Source organism: Paenibacillus vulneris (assembly GCF_039543185.1).
Lineage (GTDB): Bacteria > Bacillota > Bacilli > Paenibacillales > NBRC-103111 > Paenibacillus_S > Paenibacillus_S vulneris.
Genome location: NZ_BAABJG010000023.1, coordinates 45,529 through 66,520, shown reverse-complemented (window position 1 = coordinate 66,520; position 20,992 = coordinate 45,529). Strand labels below are relative to the sequence as shown.

General features: G+C 47.2%; 16 protein-coding genes. All 16 read left to right on the top strand.

Translation table 11 applies throughout. The features are described from left to right. Positions 1-13 precede the first annotated feature (13 nt). The 16 genes from ABEA66_RS21580 to ABEA66_RS21505 all read left to right on the top strand — a co-directional run bounded on the left by ABEA66_RS21580 (position 14) and on the right by ABEA66_RS21505 (position 20,745). The gene (locus tag ABEA66_RS21580) at positions 14-1,525 is read left to right on the top strand and encodes an ABC transporter ATP-binding protein (protein WP_345590663.1); all 1,512 of its coding nucleotides are present in this window, start codon (positions 14-16) and stop codon (positions 1,523-1,525) included. A 25-nt stretch (positions 1,526-1,550) separates the two neighbouring features. After that, entirely contained in the window at positions 1,551-2,450 is a 900-nt protein-coding gene (locus ABEA66_RS21575) for a phosphotransferase family protein (RefSeq protein ID WP_345590661.1), read from the top strand. A gap of 146 nt (positions 2,451-2,596) precedes the next feature. After that, the gene (locus ABEA66_RS21570; RefSeq protein ID WP_345590659.1) at positions 2,597-3,226 is read left to right on the top strand and encodes an immunity protein Imm33 domain-containing protein; all 630 of its coding nucleotides are present in this window, start codon (positions 2,597-2,599) and stop codon (positions 3,224-3,226) included. Positions 3,227-3,231: 5 nt separating this feature from the next. Further along, positions 3,232-3,573: a low molecular weight protein tyrosine phosphatase family protein gene (locus tag ABEA66_RS21565; protein ID WP_345590657.1), complete on the top strand. Its 342-nt coding sequence runs from the start codon at positions 3,232-3,234 to the stop codon at positions 3,571-3,573. A 36-nt stretch (positions 3,574-3,609) separates the two neighbouring features. After that, a complete protein-coding gene (locus ABEA66_RS21560) occupies positions 3,610-4,356 on the top strand; it encodes a GNAT family N-acetyltransferase (protein WP_345590655.1) in 747 nt (248 codons plus the stop codon). Between the two features lie 219 nt (positions 4,357-4,575). Continuing rightward, positions 4,576-6,873, top strand: a complete 2,298-nt coding sequence (locus ABEA66_RS21555; protein WP_345590653.1) for a helix-turn-helix domain-containing protein — start codon at positions 4,576-4,578, stop codon at positions 6,871-6,873. A 243-nt stretch (positions 6,874-7,116) separates the two neighbouring features. Next, entirely contained in the window at positions 7,117-8,085 is a 969-nt protein-coding gene (locus ABEA66_RS21550; protein WP_079911879.1) for an ABC transporter permease, read from the top strand. A gap of 20 nt (positions 8,086-8,105) precedes the next feature. Continuing rightward, a complete protein-coding gene (locus ABEA66_RS21545; protein ID WP_345590650.1) occupies positions 8,106-8,987 on the top strand; it encodes a carbohydrate ABC transporter permease in 882 nt (293 codons plus the stop codon). Between the two features lie 144 nt (positions 8,988-9,131). Then, positions 9,132-10,652, top strand: a complete 1,521-nt coding sequence (locus tag ABEA66_RS21540; protein WP_192702579.1) for an extracellular solute-binding protein — start codon at positions 9,132-9,134, stop codon at positions 10,650-10,652. Between the two features lie 274 nt (positions 10,653-10,926). Next, entirely contained in the window at positions 10,927-11,607 is a 681-nt protein-coding gene (locus tag ABEA66_RS21535; protein WP_345590647.1) for a Crp/Fnr family transcriptional regulator, read from the top strand. Positions 11,608-11,653: 46 nt separating this feature from the next. Then, on the top strand, positions 11,654-12,580 hold the full coding sequence (locus ABEA66_RS21530) for an MBL fold metallo-hydrolase (protein WP_345590645.1): 927 nt from the start codon (positions 11,654-11,656) through the stop codon (positions 12,578-12,580). A 95-nt stretch (positions 12,581-12,675) separates the two neighbouring features. Further along, positions 12,676-13,329, top strand: a complete 654-nt coding sequence (locus ABEA66_RS21525; protein WP_345590643.1) for a glycosyltransferase — start codon at positions 12,676-12,678, stop codon at positions 13,327-13,329. Between the two features lie 468 nt (positions 13,330-13,797). Beyond that, on the top strand, positions 13,798-14,697 hold the full coding sequence (locus ABEA66_RS21520) for a phosphatidylinositol-specific phospholipase C/glycerophosphodiester phosphodiesterase family protein (protein ID WP_345590641.1): 900 nt from the start codon (positions 13,798-13,800) through the stop codon (positions 14,695-14,697). A gap of 1,555 nt (positions 14,698-16,252) precedes the next feature. Next, positions 16,253-17,578, top strand: a complete 1,326-nt coding sequence (locus ABEA66_RS21515; protein WP_345590639.1) for an ABC transporter substrate-binding protein — start codon at positions 16,253-16,255, stop codon at positions 17,576-17,578. A 35-nt stretch (positions 17,579-17,613) separates the two neighbouring features. Next, positions 17,614-18,903: an ABC transporter substrate-binding protein gene (locus tag ABEA66_RS21510; RefSeq protein ID WP_345590637.1), complete on the top strand. Its 1,290-nt coding sequence runs from the start codon at positions 17,614-17,616 to the stop codon at positions 18,901-18,903. Positions 18,904-18,945: 42 nt separating this feature from the next. Further along, positions 18,946-20,745 (top strand): exo-alpha-sialidase, encoded by a 1,800-nt coding sequence (locus ABEA66_RS21505; RefSeq protein ID WP_345590635.1) that lies wholly within the window; start codon positions 18,946-18,948, stop codon positions 20,743-20,745. Positions 20,746-20,992: the final 247 nt, after the last annotated feature.

The following is a 20,992-nucleotide window of genomic DNA, read 5'->3' as shown; positions in this document are numbered from 1 at the left end:
GATCGTTGACGAGATGATGAATCACCGCGCTGCCGCATACATTCAGGCCGAGATTTTTACCATATCGACGACGGTTCCTTTAGAACGATTCGAGCACTCCGAGTTTTATGACCGGCTGCATCAGGCTCAGCAAGCCGCCGGCCAAGATTTGATCGGCATGCTCCGCAACGGAATCGATTCCGTGCAAAGACTGGCAGCGCTTGCGGCCATGGTGATTGTTGTATCGCAGGGCCATTGGTTGCTTGGGTGCATTCTGCTGGCCATGAACGGGCTGTCCTTGTATTTTCGATTAAAAATTGAAATAGCCAAGAGAAAATGGGACAAACAAGCAACGACGGATGGCCGGCTGTCCCAGTATTGGATGGAGCAGCTGTCCGATCCCGGAATCTTGAAAGAAACCAAGCTGTTCGATTCGACCGGCTACTTCATCCGACTGTGGAGCACAAGTACGCTGAACCAGCGTTCCGGCAGGTTTGCTATGAGCCGGAAGGAAAACAAGTTCGGGTTCTGCGTATCGCTTGTACATATTGCGGGAGCTTTCGGCTCCGTTGCCGTCTTGATCCTCCTGGTGGGACGGGAAGGATTGACTCCCGGGTTGGCTGCCATTGTCTTTCAAACGGTACTCCAATCGCAAGGAACTGCAATAAGACTTACCTGGCCCTTGAGCAAGCTGGTTATGCAAGCTGGCAAAGCGGCGGATCTTTTTGCCTTTTTGAATGAAAACAGGGCACAGGTTCATGAAGAGGCATCTTTGGCAGAGATGGGACCGCTGAAGGAGATTTCGTTTACTAACGTTGGCTATACATACCCTAATTCAAATAAGCCCGTTCTCAAAGACTTGAATGTGACGATTCGGGCAGGGGAAATCATTGCTTTGGTTGGAGATAACGGATCGGGAAAGTCCACTTTTTTGAAGCTGCTGCTCGGATTGTATGATCCTGGTGAGGGGCAGGTCAGCTGGAACGGGGCGAACCTGTCGGCAATGGGAACGAATCGCAAGGCTCTATGGGAACGTATCAGCTCGGTATTCCAGGATCACGAGAGATACGCCTTTACCTTGCGCGATAATGTCACGCTCGGCAGCCCTGCACGGGCACATGAGGACAAAGAGATAGAATCTGCGCTGGAGGCCAGCGGAATTCACAAGCTTGCGGAGAAGGGCTTGGACACTTGGCTCGGCCGATTGGATGAAGACGGAGTGGAGCTGTCCGGAGGACAATGGCAAAGACTCGCAATGGCCAGGGCCATGTTCAGACAAGGGGAATTGGTCATACTCGATGAGCCGACGGCGGCGATCGACCCTGCCAGCGAATTGGAGCTATTCGAGCAGTTTCGCCGGTTGTGTGAAGGCAAGACAGCCATCTTCGTCTCGCACCGCCTGGGCTGGGCGAGGTTTGCGGACCGGATTCTTGTCATGGACCAAGGAAAGCTGATAGAGGATGGTACCCATGAACAGCTCATGCTGCATAACGGTAAATATGCTTCCTTTTACCGGGAACAGGCGCAATGGTACCAGTATGGCTGAATCCAATAAGAAAGCAGGAGATGAGATGAACAGCTGTATCCTTAGAGCCATTGAGGCATTTGGTCTTTCCGCGCATGAGATACGACCGGTATCGGATTCATTCAGTTCCGAAGTTGTACAAATCGTATTGCAGCAGGGGGGATCGGTCTATATCAAAATTCCTTACAATCGAACCAAGCTGTATCGGGAATATAGCATGTTGAACCGACTATACGAGTATCGTCTTCCGGTTCCCCGAGTACTTGATATATGGGAAGGGGATGAACAAACCAACGGGGCGCTGCTCTTAATGGCGATAGAAGGGAGCCCGCTCCAGAATACGGATAATGTGAACCTTGCCTATTCGATCGGTGCGCTGCATGCCGAGCTTCATTCCGTGCCGATGCCGGGATACGGCTATGACGGGCAGGACGGATTTCGATATATCGAGCAGCAAGACTGGAGAAGTTATATTCGGAGACAATTTGACTCATTCAAAGCTCCTTGCCGGGAGCTTCTTCCTCAGGGGTTATACGATGCATGCCTGTCTCATTTTGATTCCGTCTTCACGAAGCTGCCTGCGCCGGATGGCCCGTGTGTGATTCATATGGACTTCAGGCCTGGTAATTTGTTGGTGAACGAATCACGTCTGGCCGGGGTTATAGACTTTGAGAGCTCCCGGGGAGGCTCGTCCGAGTGCGATTTTACGAAAATGGACCGCTATCTGTGGCAGGATCGGGCATGGATGAAAAATGCATATCTTCAAGGATATACCAGTGTTCGTTCCATACTGGATCTCGATTTGGTGCTGCCTTTTTATTTGTTTTATGATTCCTTCAGCTCCGTAGGGTGGTGTAAACAGAGGGGACTGGAAAAGAACCGGCGTTTCTATGAGGAAAGCGTTGCTGTTCTTTGTCATGAAACAGGGTGGAAGGGAAAAGAGTGAGAGGAGAGAGGGCGTACCTGGATACACGAGAGATGAACCCGGATTTTGTGGTAAAATGTATACGTCCTTTCGCCGCCTATCAAACGGTAATCGGACCCTTCGATTCCGTAGGGTATTATTTTCGATGCAAGGAGAGTGGGAAAGTTATGACATGGAAGCTTGATAATGCAGTTGAACTACATAAAGAATCCCCGTACACTTTTTATCTTCCAAGTGAGCAGATTGTACAACAGCTTCAAGCGGGGGATAAGGTTAAGCTGATTTTTATGTCTGAAACGGTGCTTGAAAATGGCTATGAAGGAGAACGGATGTGGGTAGAAATTATGGAGAGAGCTGGGAACGACTTCAAGGGGAAGTTGGTCAATCAGCCCTTTTACCTCGATTCTTTACGGTATGGAGACATTATTCATTTTAGTTCCATCCATATATGCAACACCCAATTAGATGATCCGCATTCCAAAGAGATGGACTTTTATTTTGAAAATAAGGTTACCGTGAGTAATGACGTATTAGCAAGGAATGAGTTTAACTTTATGCTGAGATTTGAACCCTATGATGAGAGCGACTTGGGATGGGTTTTCTTCAGCGGGTATGAAGAGGATGATTTCAATACGGACCCTGATAACTTTCAAGTCATCTCAGTGGGAAAAATGCTGAATATAGATGATTCTATATTAGAATTTCTTCACGACAGCATTCCGTGCGCTTATGAGAGAGAGGCGGCATCAAGAAAGCTGCTAAAAGTTGAAAATTATGATTTTAGTATTCATGAGTAAAGTGGATGGTGGATAAAATTAACATTCTTTTTGTGTGCAGTAGAAACAAATGGCGAAGTTTAACGGCTGAAAAGATCTTTCATGGACTGGGTGGTTATGATGTCAGATCCGCAGGAACTGAAGACGGCGCAAGAATTAAGGTTACAAGCGGCCATGTCGGTTGGGCAGATCTTATCTTTGCCATGGAAAAGAAGCATGTACGCAGACTAAGGGATAAATTCAAGCATGAGCTCTTAAGTAAGAAATTAATCTGCTTAGATATTCCTGACGAATATCAGTATATGGATGAAGAGCTTATTGAGATTCTTACATCCAGAGTATCAGAGCACCTCGATGTCACAGAATGAAAGCATGTAAAATCGTCTAAGAAAGGATGGCTTAGAATGAATCTCATTGAAATCACGAAACAAAATATTGACCGGGAACATATTTGCTGCGCATTAGGTGCCAAACAGTACGAGCAGGCCGTACTTGAAAAGAAACAATGGCTTAAGGACCGGATGGAAGAGGGGCTGACTTTTGTCCGTCTGAACGAACGAGCAAAGGTGTTTATAGAGTACCTTCCGGCAGAAAAAGCGTGGATACCGATTCAAGCACCTAACTATATGTATATTAATTGTTTATGGGTTTCTGGGAGATACAAGGATAAAGGATATGGAAAACAATTGCTAAATAGATGCAAGGAAGACGCAATGGCGCTTGGTATGGATGGTATTGTTCATATTGTTGGGAAGAAGAAGCTGCCTTATTTGAGCGATAAGAAATACTTCGAACACATGGGTTTTAAAGCAGTTGATGAATCTGGGCCTTACTTTGAGTTAATGGTGCTGAGATGGAATGATGCTGCCGCTATCCCTTCATTCAACGTCTCATCTGTTCCTGAGGCCAATGGAATCCAGATCTACTATACAGCTCAGTGCCCTTTTGCGGTTGGAGTATTAGAGGAACTAAGGGAGGTTGCAAGGAACGGGGGATTTGATTTCAATACCTACTGTTTCCAAGCGAGAGAAGAAGCTCAGAAGGCTCCATCAGCATGGACAACATTTAGCATATTTTATAATGGAACATTTATCACGCATGAAATATTGAGTCCCAAAAAATTCGAGAGTCTGTTAAATGAGTTAAAGTAAACTTTGTTTAAGAAGCCGAATAGATAGAATCGATATAAACAGCTCAAACGGGTTCAAGAGAATGGAGAGCATTAAGTATACGGTAACGTATGCTTTTTTTGTGCTTAAAAGAAGTTGGAGAATACGATGAAGCTGAAGCCTAAGCAGAAGGGATTATGCACCCTTGCGCGAATGTTATATATCTCTAGGAAGATTTAGACAAAAGGGTGTTGATGACATATGGTTAAAAGCCGATTTTTCCGGAGGAGTCTGATCCTGATTCTGATTATCTCCAGCATTCCGGGGCTTATTGTGAGCGGGGTATTTTACTGGATCGCTGGGGGGCCTCTGGCAAATGATATCCTGCGGCTGCATGAGGAGCAAATTACGCAAAGAGCGGCTAATCTGGACGATCAGTTCGCCTATCTGGAAGCGTCGATTTCCCATTGGGCGTTCGATCCGAAATTCAATTTGAATCTTAAGAAAACCGATTTGGGCAGGGAATTCGAAACGACCCGTGACATTATCAAAACACTCGGCGTCATGAAGGGATCCAGCCCTTTTGCGAAAAATGTCGAGCTGTATTTGAACGCTGCGCGACCATACTTGTTCAATCGGGAATACGACGTGCTGACAGAGACCAACGCGCTGGACAGCTATAATGAGCTGCTCGCCAACCCCAAATGGGTCTATTGGACATGGCTGCCGGAAAATGCGAATCGTCCGGGCAGGATGGATTTAACCTTGGTCCATAAAATACCTGCGATGGAGCCGTATCCTTTCGGGGCGTTATTGATCCGACTGGATAAGGACAAGGCAACCGGGATGTTGAAAACGTTAACGCCATACAATGTCGGAGAAACGTTCATCATGCAGGGGAACGGGGAGATGCTGCTGTCAAGTGCGGGGACGGCCGAAGCCTCCCCCTTCGAAACGGCTTTAAAGCAAGAAGTGCTCTCCAAGGGCTTGAAAGCAGGGTCGTTTTTGTACAAATGGGACAAAAACACCTATACGGTGTCGTTCGGCAGCTTTGTGCGGATTGGCACCGAATGGACCTATGTGTCCGCTTCACCGATCAGCGTCATAACGAAGCCGGTCGTCTTTATTTCGAAGATTATTTTATCCGTCAGCTGCGCTTCGCTTCTGCTCGTCGTCATTTTGTCGTGGCTTGCTTCCTACAAAATTTATACGCCGATCGACCGTCTCGTACGACTGCTCGGAGCGGACCGGCTGTTCTCGAAAAGCCAAGCGGATCATCATGATGAATTCAATCTGATTGAAAAGCAGTGGCTGCATCTGACCCGGGAAAGTGCGGCGCTTCAAACCAAGCTGGAGCAGCAGCTGCCGCATGTCAAGGAGGGCTTCCTGCTGCAATTAGTGCAAGGCTTTCTGTACTCTTACTCGGAAGAGGAACTGCTTGAGCGCATGAGAAACTACGGCTGGGAGGTGGATGGCCGGCAGTTCATCGTCCTGCATATCCAATTAACCGGCTTCGAGCATTTGGAGGGACGGTTCTCCCAAGGGGACGAGGGTCTGGTTACTTTCGCTGCGGCGAACATTATTGAGGAATTGGCCGAAAGCCGGTTCGAGCAGGTCAATATGATCAATTTCCATGATTTGTCGATCGGATTGCTGGTAATATTCCCTACCGGCCAGCCTTACACCGAGGAGCTTCATGCGCTGTGCGGAGATATGATGCAGGCAATCGATCATATCCTCAAATTGCAGGTATCCATTACGATCGGCAGACCGTCAACCTCCATCACGGATATTGCCGCTCATTATGAAGAAGTGAGGGAAGCACTGATTTACCGTAATTTTGTAAGCGAGAATCAGATCATCAATCTGGAGTCGCTTGAGGCGGAGCCTCACTCTAATGAGCTTCGCTATCCGTTCGCGTTGGAACGGGAATTATTACAGCTGATCCGCACCGGACAGCAGCAGGAAACGCAGCACTTAATCGAAGCGTTCCTGAATGAGCTGCTCGAGAGGGGAGCCAAGGAAATCGACGTTCAGCAAAGCATGCTCCAGCTGCTCGGCAGCATTCTGCACACGATTCGGCATTCCGGGATGGACCCGGTGCGAGTGTTCAAATCGAGCAATTTGTATGAACAGCTGGCCCAAATACGGGACTCGCAGAAGATGATGAAATGGTTCCACCATAAGGTGATTCAACCGTATATGCAGGAGCTGGAAGCGCGGGCCGACGTACAAACCAAGAGAATCGTGGAAACCGCACTGATCTATTTGCAAGACAATTACATGAATGAGATCTCTCTCGACAGCTGCGCCGACCATGCGGGCATGAATCCGGTGGTGCTGAGCCGGTCGATTAAACAGGTTACAGGCAAAAACTTCATCGACTATTTGACGGAGCTCCGCATGGATAAAGCCAGGGAGCTGCTCCGGGAAACCGATCTCAAAATCAATGATGTGGCGCTTCGGGTCGGCTACCAGCACAGTTATTTTAATCGCATTTTCAAAAAGCAGGAGGGCATCACTCCGGGAGAATACCGGGAGAGAAGCCGGAACAAATAAACCGGCTAAAACCATGTTAAGCAGGGAATTCGCCTGCGGTTCAAAGGACAACATGCTGCTGTCAGCGGCAGGGTTGTCCTTTTTTGCGCGTGTTATTAACAAAATCCTATCCTGTACGAAAAGTGCAAATACGGCTTGAATCGCGCAGTTGTAAAAGTCTAATTGTAGGAAACGCACGGCCCGTATACAGTGTTGCTATGGCTTCGCAATCCGATACTAATCCGTTCGAGAAGGAGTGAGAACATGAATCAAGCATGGGGTACCGAACCAGCTGCGGCAAGTGCTTCCGTCATCACCCCGCGCAAGCGAAAAACATGGCTGACCCGGGTAGTGAGAGACAAGCATTTGATGCTGCTGCTTCTACCGGGTCTGCTCTACTTTATTGTTTTCAAATATGTACCGATGTGGGGGGTGCTGCTGGCTTTCAAAAACTATCAGCCATTCATCGGATTTATGGACAGCGAATGGGTAGGCTTCGACCATTTCAAGCGGTTTTTCGCCGATCCGGTCTTCTTTCATCTTATCCGTAACACCTTGCTGCTTGGCTTGTACGATATGGTATTTTTCTTTCCGGCGCCGATTATTCTGGCTCTTATGTTAAATGAGGTGCGTGTGGCCTTCTATAAACGGTTTATTCAGTCGATCATCTATATGCCTCATTTTATCTCCATGGTTATCGTCGCCAGCATCACGTATCTTCTATTGACCACGGAGGGAGGAGTCATCAACGAGCTGCTGGTGAAGGTGATCGGGAAGAAAATCGAATTTCTGACGAGTGAATCCACGTTCCGCCCGATGATCATCATTCAGAGTATATGGAAGGAAATGGGCTGGGGGACGATCATCTTCCTCGCTGCGCTCGCCGGTGTTGATCAAGAGCAGTACGAAGCGGCAACCGTCGACGGGGCGAGCCGGTTTCGCCAGTTGTGGCACATAACGCTGCCGGCCATTCAAGGCACCATTATCGTGCTGCTCATTCTGCGGATGGGGAATTTCCTCGACCGGGGCTTCGAGCAGATCTTGCTTATGTCCAATGCGTTGAACCGTCCGGTCGCCGACGTATTCGATACGTACGTGTATACGGTGGGGATTACTCAAGGCGCATTCAGCTACAGCACCGCCGTCGGGTTGTTCAAAGCCGTCATCGGGGTGACCCTGGTGTTTACATCCAACTATTTGGCCAAAAGAGCCGGCCATTCCGGCATATTCTAACCGGGGAGGAGAAGCTGTCCATGCACACGCGTCATATGTCATTCGGCGAGAGGCTCTTCGGAGTCGCCAATCATATCGTACTTGCCATAATCGCTCTAGCTATGCTCCTGCCGCTTCTGTATATTGTAGCCGGATCATTTGCGAGCGACCTTGAAATCGGATCCAGGTCCTTCTTTCTGATCCCGCACGATGTGACGATCAATGCTTACAAATACGTATTTAAAGATAACGCGCTGCCGCGAAGCCTGCTCGTCTCCGTATTTGTAACAGTGGGAGGTACGCTGGTTAACCTGTTCTTTACCTTTACGATGGCCTACGCCTTATCCAGACGGAACATGATCGGTCGAAGCTTTTTTGTCAAAATGGTCGTGTTCACGATGATGTTCAGCGGAGGGATCATTCCCACTTTTTTGGTTGTAAAAAATTTGGGACTACTGAATTCCTATTGGGCCGTTATGCTGCCTACGGCGATCAATGCGTTCAACCTGATTGTCGTGAAATCGTTTTTCGAGGAAATTCCGAACGAGCTTATTGAATCGGCCCGCATCGACGGGAGCACCGATATAGGGGTGCTCTGGCGCATCGTGCTGCCGCTGTCGAAGCCGGTTATTGCGACCTTCGCGCTGTTCTACGCCGTCGCGCACTGGAACGATTTCTTCAATGCCCTCATCTATTTGATCGATGCCAAAAAGTGGCCTATGCAGGTGCTGCTGAGACAAATCGTGCTATTGGCTACAGGGGCACTGGACAATTCGGTTCAGGACCCGACCTACGTGAAGCCGCCGGATCAGTCGATCAAAATGGCTGTCATCGTCGTAGGCACCTTGCCGATTTTGCTTGTATATCCGTTTCTGCAGAAGCATTTCGCCAAAGGCGTACTGCTCGGTGCCGTGAAGGGATAATCGCTCAGCGTCCAAAGATGGTCGCGGGATCGGCACAGGAATGTGAGGAGCGCATCCTTCTATGAGAATGAGTTCTTCCGTCCGACGCAGGAAACTGCTTCATCATAAAAAACAAAAAGGGTCCATATAAAGGGAGGAAACGAAATGAATTGGAAAAAAACGTGGGCGGTCACGACGGTCACCGCTGTAGCTGCTGCGGCTATCGCCGGATGCGGCAACGATGCAAAGCCGGAAGCTTCCAAAGCGGGGGACGGGAAAGAGGCGCCATTCCCGATTTCGGTAATGCTGAAGGGCTACTACAACGATTCGGCAACGGCGGAAAGTAAGGTATGGAAAAAAATCGAGGAGTATACGAACGTCAAGCTGGATCTGCAGTTTACACCCGATGCCAACTATGGGGACAAGCTGAATATTGCGCTAGCTTCCGGTACTCTGCCTTCTCTTGTATTTGTGAACAACGCCAAAGTATCTGCAGTGGCGAACGCGATCAACGGCGGCGCATTTTGGGAAATCGGCCCATATTTGAAAGACTATCCGAACCTGAGCAAAGCCAATCAAACCATTCTGAACAATACGTCGGTCAACGGCAAATACTACGGGCTCTATGTCACTCGTCCAATTGGCCGGATGGCAATCAGCTACCGCAAGGATTGGCTGGATAACCTAGGCATGAAGGAACCGAAAACCATCGACGAATTTTACAATATGCTGAAGGCTTTTGCGAGTAACGATCCGGATAAAAACGGAAAGGACGACACCTACGGCATGGTTGTTACCCGTTACGGCGGACCTTGGGATATTATGCAAACCTGGTTCGGCGTTCCGAACAAATGGGGGGAGAAGGACGGCAAGCTGGTTCCGGCACATTTGACCCCGGAGTACATGGAAGCATTAAAGTTTTTCAAAAAGCTGTATGATGAGAAGCTGGTCAATCAGGACTTTGCCGTGTACGATTCGGCCAAGTGGAATGATCCGATCATTAACGGGCAAGCGGGTGTGGCGATCGACGTAGCGGAGCGCTCCTATCAGATCGACGAGAAGATGAAGCAGAACAATTCCAAGGGCTACATCGATTTGATCGGCGCCGTCAGCGGCCCGACAGGTCTTCACAACCTGCCGACAGCCGGGCACAACGGGATGTTCCTGATCTCGAAAACCGCCGTCAAAACAGAGGCTGAGCTGAAGAAAGTACTCGCGTTCCTGGATAAAACCAACGATAAGGAAATGCAAATCCTGATCAGCCAAGGCATTGAAGGTGTTCACTATAAAGTAGAGGACGGCAAGCTGGTTCCCCTGCTGCTCGCCACAGATCCGATGACGCCGGACATTAACAACAAGAACGTCACCCAGCTGCTGACATCGATCCCGTACTTGACTCCGGAATTGTTCAAGCCGAATACGCCGCTTCGTGCCAAGGCGCTTGAAGTGATGAAGGAGAACGAGAAAATCGCGGTTCATAACCCCGGCGAGCCGTTCACGACACCGACTTACACGCAAAAAGGCACGCAGCTCGACCAAATTGTCGACGACGCGCGCACCAAATTCATCGTCGGCAAAATCGACGAGGCGGGCTTCAAAGCTGAAATGGAGCTGTGGAAAAAGAACGGCGGCGACGACTATATCAAAGAAATGAACGAATTATACGCGAAAAGCAAATCCAAGTAAATTAGATCCATTGGCTCTCCTGACGATGACGAAGCTTGAAGGAGAGCTTTTTCTTCTCTCTAGAACAGTAGGCGGATTCATTCACTATTCCTTTTTTGGGATAATGAGCTGTAGTGCGCTGGATGGCTTCTCCCGGACGGGCAGAAGTCATCTTTGCGTTATATGGCAAAAAAAGTTTGAATTTTGTCGGGCAGCCGACTGTTTTATTGTGACTAATTTAACTATAATGCAAATAGGAAAACTATGAATTAACCGGCTTCGAGGTGAATACAGGATGGCTTCATGGAATGACAGCGAGCTTACCGACCAGGTAAAGAGAGAAGGCATGAAGGAAGAGGAGGAAGTATTGACCGGTCTGTTCGCACAGTATGGAACCGCCCGGCATTACAGGAAAAACGAGCTCATTTTCCACGAAGACGAGGAAAGCCGTGACATCTATTGGGTTCGAAGCGGGCTCGTCAAAATTTCGCAATCGGCCAAGGAAGGGCAAGGTATCACCTTGTTTCTGCGGTTTGAGGGTGAAATGTTCGGAGCGGCTGAAGTATTGACCGGCCAGCGGCGGCAGCGGTTTGCCCGGTGCATTCTGGACAGCGAGGTGCTATATGTGCCCGCCAACGAATTTCGAAGCCTGATGGTAAGCCGCCCGGAAATTATGTATGCTGTGACCGTTTCCAACGCGAGGCGACTGCTGCATACCCAGCGGCACACGGAAATGCTGATTTCCAAGCCTGTGCCCTGGAGACTGGCGCATTTTCTTCTCCGCTTGGGAGAGCGGCAAGGGAATGAGCTTCATGTCAGTCTGCCGTTAAGTCATGAAGAAATATCGTTCATTGTCGGATGCAGCCGGCAAACCGTTACGGAAACGTTAAACCGGTGGAATGAGCAAGGTATTGTCCATTACGGGAAAAAGCGCATTCGGATTCAAGAGCCTGAAGCTTTTCTAATGCGTATGTAGCTTAACTGCCGTACCATATTCATTACTGTCACAGGAGGAAACATAAATGTACATTCAACCGCAGCTAAATCTGCAGCCAGATTTTCATGAGCATATGAAGGTTATCCTGCTCGGCACCGGCTCGCCGCGTGCTTTTTACGGCAGGGCCAAATCGGGAGTGGCCGTGCTTGCCGGACATAAGACATTCGTGGTCGACTGCGGCGGCGCCGTTGTGGATCAACTGATCAAAGCCGGCGTCATGCCCCAGCGGGTATCCGACCTCCTGCTCACTCACCACCATTATGACCATAATGGCGGGTTCTTCGATCTGTTTATTACCAGCTGGAGAACCCATATTACAGCGGAGAGAGTATTCGAGGGCCGTTCAACCCCGATGCATGTGTACGGACCCGAGTCGACCCGGGATATCATCGGCAAAATGAGAGAATCGTTCGAGTTCGATGTGAAGCTTCGAGTGAGCTACAATCTGTCGGACGAAGCCGGATCGCGGGTCGAATATACGGAATGCAACGAAGGCGTCGTCTATGACCGGGACGGCATCAGGATTACGGCCTTTGAGGTGGATCACCGTCCGGTTTATCCAGCCATCGCTTTCAAGTTCGAATATAACGGCAAATCGGTAGTCATCTCGGGCGATACGATTCCCGTCTCCAGCATGGTCCAACACAGCCAGGGGGCTGACCTGCTTATCCACGAAGCGTACAACAAAGAGTGGCTGGACGAGTTGATCCGGCGTTATCCGGATTACGAGAAAGCTCTCTCCAATCCGGCCAAATATCATACGACGACACTGGAAGCCGCCGATATCGCCAGGCAAGCCGGGGTCAAGCATCTTGTGCTGACCCATCATATTCCGGCGCCGGAGCAGAATGAACCCGCTGAGCAGGAATATATCCGGGGAATGAATGACATTTATAACGGTCCGATCACTGTAGGACGAGACTTGATGTCGTTTGATCTGTCCCAGGACTGACGGATTCTGCCGCATAATCCTTTGTATAAAATTGGATATTACAAGCATAATAAAAAAGCCTGTCTTATTCCAAAGGTACAGAGGAGCAGATGAATGTGAAAAACAAATGGATGCCGGCGTTTCTGATAACCTTGGCGGTCGTGTTTAGTGTGACACCGTTCGTAGAATCCGTACAAGCGAAAATGGCCGAGGAGAAGAATTCGGTTTGCCTAAGTCCCAGTATGGTGCAGCTGAAAACCGATATGCAGAAGGTTTGGATCGATCATACGATATGGACGAGAAGCTATATTGTCAGCTCCATCTCCAATCGTCCGGATCAGAAGGACGTATTGGACCGGCTGTTGCGGAACCAGCAGGATATTGGCAACGTAATCAAGCCTTATTATGGGGAAGGCGCCGGCAATAAGCTGGCTGACCTTCTGAGAGAGCATATACTGATTGCTGTGAAAATTGTAGCGGCTGCCAAAGCGGGTAATCAGGCGGATGTGAAAAAGCTGGAAGCAGATTGGCATCGAAATGCCGACGATATCGCCAAATTTTTAAGCACAGCGAATCCGAACTGGCAGTTTAAAACGCTGCAGGATATGCTGTATACGCATCTGCAGTTGATTACAGAAATAGTCCTTGATTGTCTTAAAGGCGATTGGAAAGCGGATATTGCAGCTACCGATAAAAACGAGATCCATATGATTCATTTGGCGGATATCCTGACAGAAGGTATCGTCAAACAGTTTCCTGACAAATTTTAAGCGGAATACGTTAGATTTTTCAAGGCAGACTTGAGCTTTCAGTAATCACCCGAAAGGGCGGTTATGGAAAGCTTTTTTTGGTTTAATGAATTGCCATCACAACGAGGGATAAAGTGACATGTTGAACAGAAATTTATTTCTAACAGCCAAATTTACAAAAGAATAGAGTAAAAATAAAGCGACTCGGTGGACGGAAAATGGTCTAGCAGGCGCTGTAAGAATTGCCCGATTCTTCTGGGGAAGGCCAAAGGGTTGTTGTTGAGCTTGAGATAGAGTGAGAATCTATGTTCAGTTATTGTGAAGTTGTACTAGGTAGCATTATAGTATATTAAATGACGAAAACCGGACGCTAGATGTTTATTAAGGATTTACTTGGTATAAATTTTAGTTACAATATTTGTCGAATATTAGTATACACAATTTTTAACTCCATGGTATACTGGATTGAAAAAAAGGGAGAAATCAAGAATGAGGCATTTAACTATTTTACTTTTCTTATCTCTGGTATTTTTTTGGGGTGGGACTTCTTATGCAGAAAACTCTTCTGAAAGTCCATTTCCCGAGTGGACTAAAAATAAACTAATTGCTCACGCTTTTGGAAGTGGAGTTAGTGGCGAGAGCTATACAAACTCGTACGAATCTTTTGTTATAAATTATGCTATGGGGCAGCGCGTTTTTGAAGTAGACTTATCACTGACTTCGGATAATAATTTAGTTGCGCGACATGATTGGTCAACATTTTTTAACGAATATTTGCAACAAAAAGCCCCTGAAGGTCACGGGGAAAATCCATGGAGTAAAGAAGAATTCATGAGTCAAAAAATAATGAATAAATATACCCCAATGGATATTACAAGAATAATGGAACTCATGCGTCAGTTTCCTGATATGTACATCGTAACAGATACAAAAGAAACCCAAAGCAATTTGGTACGTCAGCAGTTTCAAATAATCGTATCTGCTGCGAATCATGATCCAGAGTTATTAAATCGAGTAATCCCACAAATTTATAATCAGGGAATGCTGGACGATATTAAAAGTATTTATGATTTCCATAACATTATTTACACACTCTATATGTCTCCAGATACAAATGAGCAGGTCATAGAGTTTGTAAAAAAACAAAACATTAAAGTTATTACTCTCCCAATACAAAGGGCTGATTCTAAATTTTTGAAAGATTTAAAAGATAACGGTGTTCTTTCATATGTTCATACAATAAATTCTCTGCGGGATTTAAAAAATCATGAAATGAATGGAGTATACGGCTTTTATACTGATGCTATTACACCAAGATTATTGCAGTACGAACAATCGGCATCGAAGGTGCTGAATGATTTACTTCAGGGCTTTCATATTAATAATTAAATGACCTTCAGGGTCAGCCTGGACTGATCCCATAACGTGAGGCAAATTTAAAACACCTTCAAGAGAATGCTATCATGTTGTAAGATATGAAGATAACCTTGGAGGTTTTTTGCGTTAGCAACTAGAGTAAACTATCCTATGGAAGTAAAGATGAAAGCCATTGAGATTAGATTTTCAGAATGAAAGAAGTCAAATAGAAAATCTGGATAAGTTGGTACGGAAAGGGAGCGATTAACCCACTAGAACAACTGTAGGCAAACGGTATAGATATGTGAAAGGTCAGAGAGTATACTTCGGAAGTCGAAAATTAAAATTGGAGAGTAAGATTTCCACATCGCGGAGCATCCGCTAAAGCGTCAATATCAAGTCGATGCACCAATGCAAAAACAGATGACGGATATACGTATTTGCCGTTTGTGGGAAAGTTTTATACCTGTCGAGCATTTTAGACTTGTTTGCGGATAGATTGTGGCGTACAGTATATCAGGCAAGCAAGACAGGGCTTTTGTTTTGCCGGGTATGATGCTTCATAGCGATTAGGGCAATTCGTACCAAGCTGCCGTAAAAGGATAAGGTATTACCCAGACCATGACCCGCAAGGGAACACCCGTTGATAACGCCCCCATCGGAATAGTTTCATTCTACGCTAAAGTTGAAACGTTCTATCTCGAAGAGATTACCTCTACAACGATGGTAATCGTTGTAACAAACGTTCATAAGTCTACATCGCTTATTAGCACTCAATTCGCTTTCGAAAAAAAATAAATAACCACTCGTTGGTTGGATTCCAAATATTGGCTTTTTTGGCCACTGTCCCACAAACGAGGGTTAGTCCCCACACTCCCCTTCGGGGTGTTTTTTGTTTTGTTATAAAAGCCATAAGTTGGTAAATGTCGGATTTGCCACTAACAACAGCGCGCGCAAACTTTTTGAAATCAGACTCCTCTTGAATATAACGAAAGATTAACTCCATAGTAGGATTAGCCGGAAGGCAATCGAAAAATAACGTTGATTGAAGTCATTGAAGAGTTTAAAGTTTATGGGGATATGGATAGCGGAAAGTTTAAAATCCATGAGTGAACACCCCAATTAGATTGGAATTATTCACAAGATCGGGTACGTTTTTAGCTACCAGGTTTCTTTTTGTTTGAGAAAAAATTTATACAATTAACTCATAAAGTTTAGTTAATAGTTCATCCTATCTTGCTTCTATTTCATTGTTATACATCATATTTAGTGAAATGAGGTGAAAAATTGCACAAAGAGTGCGTTGACACTTGAATTTAGTGGTGATACGATGTGTTTGGGAAAGAGATTGGGACTAAAATGTTTAGTTTAAATGGCGGGTTTTTGTAAGTTGTTATCAAAATGTTTAGATTTGTTGATTTTAAACGAATGGTCACATCAAAAGCAAACAAAGCTAGACAGAGGGCATGCGCCCTCCCGGATTTCATTTTTTTGAATACGCTTACAAATAAATGGTGCCCATCTGCTTTCCGATAGGAATGATTTTCAGTCAGGTCACTTATTTTCATTCAAAGGGGTGGGTAGAGCAGTGGTTTTTTGGAAAAAGTGTGCAATTCTTCTTTCTGCAGTATCGGTCCTAGCTGCAACATCGGCATGCAGTGAAGACAATAGAGCCGCGGAAGAACCGAAAGATTCCGGTAATGAGCTGCGCAAGAAGCTGGAAGAACCGACGGAGCTGACCGTTTTTTCACTGGAAAGTCCGGACGGCTGGAACCAGAAGTACGGGGAATATCTGAAGAGGAAGCTGCCCCAGTATAAAATCACTCACATCTCGCAAACGGAAAGCTCCCGGCTGGAGCATTTGTTAAGCTCCGGCACCCATATTGATTTATATATAGCGAATGCCCGCTCTGTAAAGCAGCAGTACATATCCTCCAATGTAGCGTTGGACATGTCGAATCTGGTGAAATCGCATCAAATCGATCTCAGTGGTTTTGAACCTGAAGGAATCAACCAGATGACTTCGCCGGAAGGGGCCGGAGGCTTATACGGTCTGCCGATATCCAATTATACGATGGTGATGTATTACAATAAGGATATTTTCGATAAATTGGGGGTTCCCTATCCCGTAGACGGCATGACCTGGGAAGAAACATACGAATTGGCCAAAAAGCTGACGGCGAATAGCGGTGAAAAGCAATACCTCGGGTTTTGGATCTCACCCAAGCATTACTTAAGGACGAATCAATTGTCTCTTGCGTTAGTGGACCCCAAAACGGAGAAGGCGTCTGTAACCAGCGAGGAATGGTACCGGCTTTTTGATACGATTTTTAAAAAGTTCTCGGACATTACCGCCTTCAGGGAAAGAGCGATAAAGGCATGGCCAAGCCACGATGCATTCAACGTTACTCAGGAATTAGCCATGTATGTGATGCAGTCCAGCTGGCTGATGGCCGCCCAAGAATCGCTCGGCAAGATGAATTTTGACATGGTGTCTATGCCGACCTTTAAAGATAAGCCAAAAGTAGGGGTACAGGCAGCTTATACCTATATGGGCATCACTTCCATGAGCCAGAAAAAAGATCAGGCGATGGAGGTGATCCGGCAGTTGACTTCCGAGGACTACCAGATGGAAATGTCCAGGCTGGGCGTTATGACCTCACTCAAAAGTCCGGCGGTGCAGCAGGCTTATGCGACCAATACTCCTTTCAAGGATAAGAAGCTGAACATGCAGGCCGTATTTTACAATAAATTCGCACCGACCGCCCCGATTACCGCCTACGATGAATTTGTAGTGGAGGACGGGCTCGAGAAAACCCAGCTCAGGGATATGGTGAAAGGACTGACAGATCTCAATTCCGGTTTGAGAAAGGCAGAGGAAATTGCTAACCAGAAAATATCGGTGTCAAAATGAGTCACCGGACGATATTCATGATTAGGGGGATTCCTATGTTGTTGAAAAAAGCGCTGTTGCCCACGGTGATGATCGCTGTCTTGTTGTCCGCCTCCGCATGTACCAAGAGCCAAGGAATATCCGAACCGGAGGAGTCTCCCAAGGAGGCTGAAGGGATTGCGAAAGCTCCTGTGGAGATCGCGTTCTATAGCTCGGGCAAGGAGCCTTTGTTCGTCGAAGCGGTAAGAAAGAAGTTTCCGGAGTATACCATCAAGTATATTCAGAAGGGGACGGGCTTCAGCTTTCCTGAAATGATCGCCAGCAATCAAACGTTCGATATTTACGTGGAGAGTGCGCGAACCTATGCGAGAGATTTGCTCGGAGCCAAGCTCGAAATGGATATGACGGATCTTGCGAAAAAGCATCAAATCGACTTGAGCCGTTTTGACAAGAACGGTTTGGAGCAAATGCGGTCTGCAGGCGGATTGTATGGCCTTCCTGTCTACGGAAGCGGCATGGCGCTGTATTACAATAAAGAAATTTTCGATCGCTTCGGCGTTCCTTATCCGAAGGATGGGATGACCTGGGAAGAAACCTACGAGCTGGCCAAAAGGCTGACCCGCGTAGACGATAAGCCTTATTACGGGTACTGGCTTAAAACCAAAAGCTATTTGCGTAAAAATCAATACTCCCTGCCATTTGTCGATATGAAGACAGAAAAGGCTCTGATCGATAACGACAAGTGGAAAAAGACCATCGAAACCGTATTCGAAAGATTCAGTGGGATCGAAGGAATGGAAGGGAAGTTCGGCACCCAGTGGCCGGGCTCGGATGTATTTTATAAAAACAAGGACGTGGCGATGTACTTAACGGACTCGGATATGCATCAAGGCGTTAAGGAAATGAGAGACATGAAGTGGGATATGGTCTCCGTTCCCAGCTTCAGCGATGCTCCGCGTGTCGGGCCGCAGATCATGTATACGTATTTAGGGATTCCTGCGTTCAGCAAGCATAAGGACGAATCGATGAAGATCATTCAATATTTAACTTCGGACGAATTCCAGATGGAGTTGTCCAAGCAAGGGTTCCTGACGGCACTTAACAATCCTGACATTCAAAATGTGATCGGACAGGAAACGGCGGATAAGGATAAAAACTTGAAGGCCATTTATTATAACCCGTTCGCTCCCTCAGGCCCGACCACCAAATACGATGAATATGTTATCGAGGATGGAATAGACAAGGTAGCATTGAGAGAGCTGGTGAATAAAAAGCTGGACATAAATACGATGGTCCGTAAAGCGGAGGAGCTGGCCAATCAATCCATACAAAAAAATAAAAATTAATGCGTTGCAGTTGTAACCTAACCATTAGAACGAGGGAGAGATATGATGGAGCCAAACGAACTCATCCGCTACGTCGGCGGGCAGGCAGCCAACACGGATTATCATGACGGTCAGCTCAGACCGGTTGTCGGTACGCATAATTATCAGATCCTTCGGGCCAATCGTACCCGGCCGGAGCTAGCCGACGATTGGGGCTGGACATATAATCATGCTCCCATGCTGGCTCACTGGAACGGCAAATTTCATTTGATCTATCTAAGCAATCCGAAATCGGAGCATGTTCCGCCCGGACATACGCTGCTGACCACTTCGGAAGACGGCGTTCGTTGGGCTAAGCCGAAGGTTGTATTTCCGGCTATACCGATTCCGGCCGGCGTCTACCAGAACCCGAATGCCCCCGAGCTTCCTCCTGACAGTTACGCGGTGATGCATCAACGGATGGGCTTTTATGAAGCGCCGAACGGCAAGCTTCTAGTGCTTGGATTTTATGGCATTTGTCCAACGTACCGCGTCCATCCGAACGATGGCAACGGGATGGGCCGTGTGGTTAGAGAAATCGATCGGGAAGGGAATTGGGGGCCGGTTTATTTCTTGCGATATAATCTTCACGCAGGCTGGAACGAGACGAATACCGGATTCCCGTACTACAGGATGTCTGAAGATCCGGCATTCATTGAGGCCTGTGAAGCATTGCTCTCCGATAAGCTGGTCACTATGCAGTGGTGGGAGGAAGATCGAAGCCCGGATGGGTTTTATACGATCACAGGGGGCAAAGCCCCCTCCACTTACCGGCTGCCCGACGGGAGAGTTATCGCGGTATTCAAATCATCCAAGGCTGCTGTGACCGAAGATGAAGGGAAGACATGGTCGAAGCTGCAGGATGTTCCTTCTTTCATCATGGCCGGTGCCAAGGTCTGGGGTCAGCAAACGGGAGACGGCAAGTATGCGCTTATATACAACCCGACGCCTACCGGCAAATACCGCTGGCCGTTAGCCATTGTCACAAGCGAGGACGGAGTGAGATTCGATCAGATGGCGGCTATTCATGGCGAGGTATCTCCGATGCGTTACTCCGGCCACTACAAAGATTACGGTCCGCAGTATATCCGGGGGATCGAGGCGGGCAATCGGACTCCGACAGGCCGTGATATGTGGTTAACTTATAGCGTGAATAAAGAAGACATATGGGTAAGCCGCGTGCCCGTTCCCGTAAAGCTTCGTGTAGAACAACCGGTTCAGGATATCTTTGATGATTTGCCTGCAGGCGGCTATGTCGAAGGCTGGAACATCTACAGCTGCCAATGGGCGCAGGTTAAGATAGAGCCCTTCCCTTCGGCAGACAATAAGAGCCTAAGACTGCATAACATGGACCCCTACGATTACTGCAAGGCGGTTCGTGTGTTTCCCGAAAGCCGAAAGGTATGCATTCAATTCAAGCTGCTCGCTGCTCAGTCCGCTAACGGGTCATTACAAATCGAAGTGTGTGATTACAAGGGAACATTTCCGCTTCGCCTGATTCTGGATGCGGACGGCTGGATCAAGGCACAGCACGGGGGCTTGCATAAAGTCATGGCTTACTGCCCGGATACCTGGTATGAGATAAGAATGGATATTGATACGGTCAGGCAAAAGTATGAGCTGATCATAGGAGACTTTCGCAAGTCGTTCGGCTTCTTCGCTCCCGTTTTGACGGTAGAACGCCTTGTGCTTCGAACGGGGGCCTGCAGGAAGGAGCCGAATATGGATTCCCCTTTGGATTTTGATGATCTTCATGGAGCAGATGATCCCGTGGAGGAGGCCGTCTTTTACATTCAATATGTGAAAACCTCGATGCATGAGTAGAATGAATGGAATGAAAGTGCATCGGAAAATGCTATTGGTGGTTCGATAAACCCAACGCCAGGAGGTAGCTCTTGGCGTTTTTATTTTTGTTCGGAAAGAAGCGGGTTTTTGAATTAACTATAACAATAATAGATTGAAATTAAAGATATCAATATCAAAATTAGATCAAAATTAGCGAAAACGGATTCTGTTTCTTTTGTCATCCACTCCATAAAATGGAAGTGTAATCCATATGAACCCAAAAGGA

Bases quoted from the DNA above. Each gene is read 5' to 3' on its own strand.
- ABEA66_RS21580 (WP_345590663.1), top strand. From the start codon at position 14: ATGATGAATCACCGCGCTGCCGCATACATTCAGGCCGAGATTTTTACC.
- ABEA66_RS21575 (WP_345590661.1), top strand. From the start codon at position 1,551: ATGAACAGCTGTATCCTTAGAGCCATTGAGGCATTTGGTCTTTCCGCG.
- ABEA66_RS21570 (WP_345590659.1), top strand. From the start codon at position 2,597: ATGACATGGAAGCTTGATAATGCAGTTGAACTACATAAAGAATCCCCG.
- ABEA66_RS21565 (WP_345590657.1), top strand. From the start codon at position 3,232: ATGGTGGATAAAATTAACATTCTTTTTGTGTGCAGTAGAAACAAATGG.
- ABEA66_RS21560 (WP_345590655.1), top strand. From the start codon at position 3,610: ATGAATCTCATTGAAATCACGAAACAAAATATTGACCGGGAACATATT.
- ABEA66_RS21555 (WP_345590653.1), top strand. From the start codon at position 4,576: ATGGTTAAAAGCCGATTTTTCCGGAGGAGTCTGATCCTGATTCTGATT.
- ABEA66_RS21550 (WP_079911879.1), top strand. From the start codon at position 7,117: ATGAATCAAGCATGGGGTACCGAACCAGCTGCGGCAAGTGCTTCCGTC.
- ABEA66_RS21545 (WP_345590650.1), top strand. From the start codon at position 8,106: ATGCACACGCGTCATATGTCATTCGGCGAGAGGCTCTTCGGAGTCGCC.
- ABEA66_RS21540 (WP_192702579.1), top strand. From the start codon at position 9,132: ATGAATTGGAAAAAAACGTGGGCGGTCACGACGGTCACCGCTGTAGCT.
- ABEA66_RS21535 (WP_345590647.1), top strand. From the start codon at position 10,927: ATGGCTTCATGGAATGACAGCGAGCTTACCGACCAGGTAAAGAGAGAA.
- ABEA66_RS21530 (WP_345590645.1), top strand. From the start codon at position 11,654: ATGTACATTCAACCGCAGCTAAATCTGCAGCCAGATTTTCATGAGCAT.
- ABEA66_RS21520 (WP_345590641.1), top strand. From the start codon at position 13,798: ATGAGGCATTTAACTATTTTACTTTTCTTATCTCTGGTATTTTTTTGG.
- ABEA66_RS21510 (WP_345590637.1), top strand. From the start codon at position 17,614: ATGTTGTTGAAAAAAGCGCTGTTGCCCACGGTGATGATCGCTGTCTTG.
- ABEA66_RS21505 (WP_345590635.1), top strand. From the start codon at position 18,946: ATGATGGAGCCAAACGAACTCATCCGCTACGTCGGCGGGCAGGCAGCC.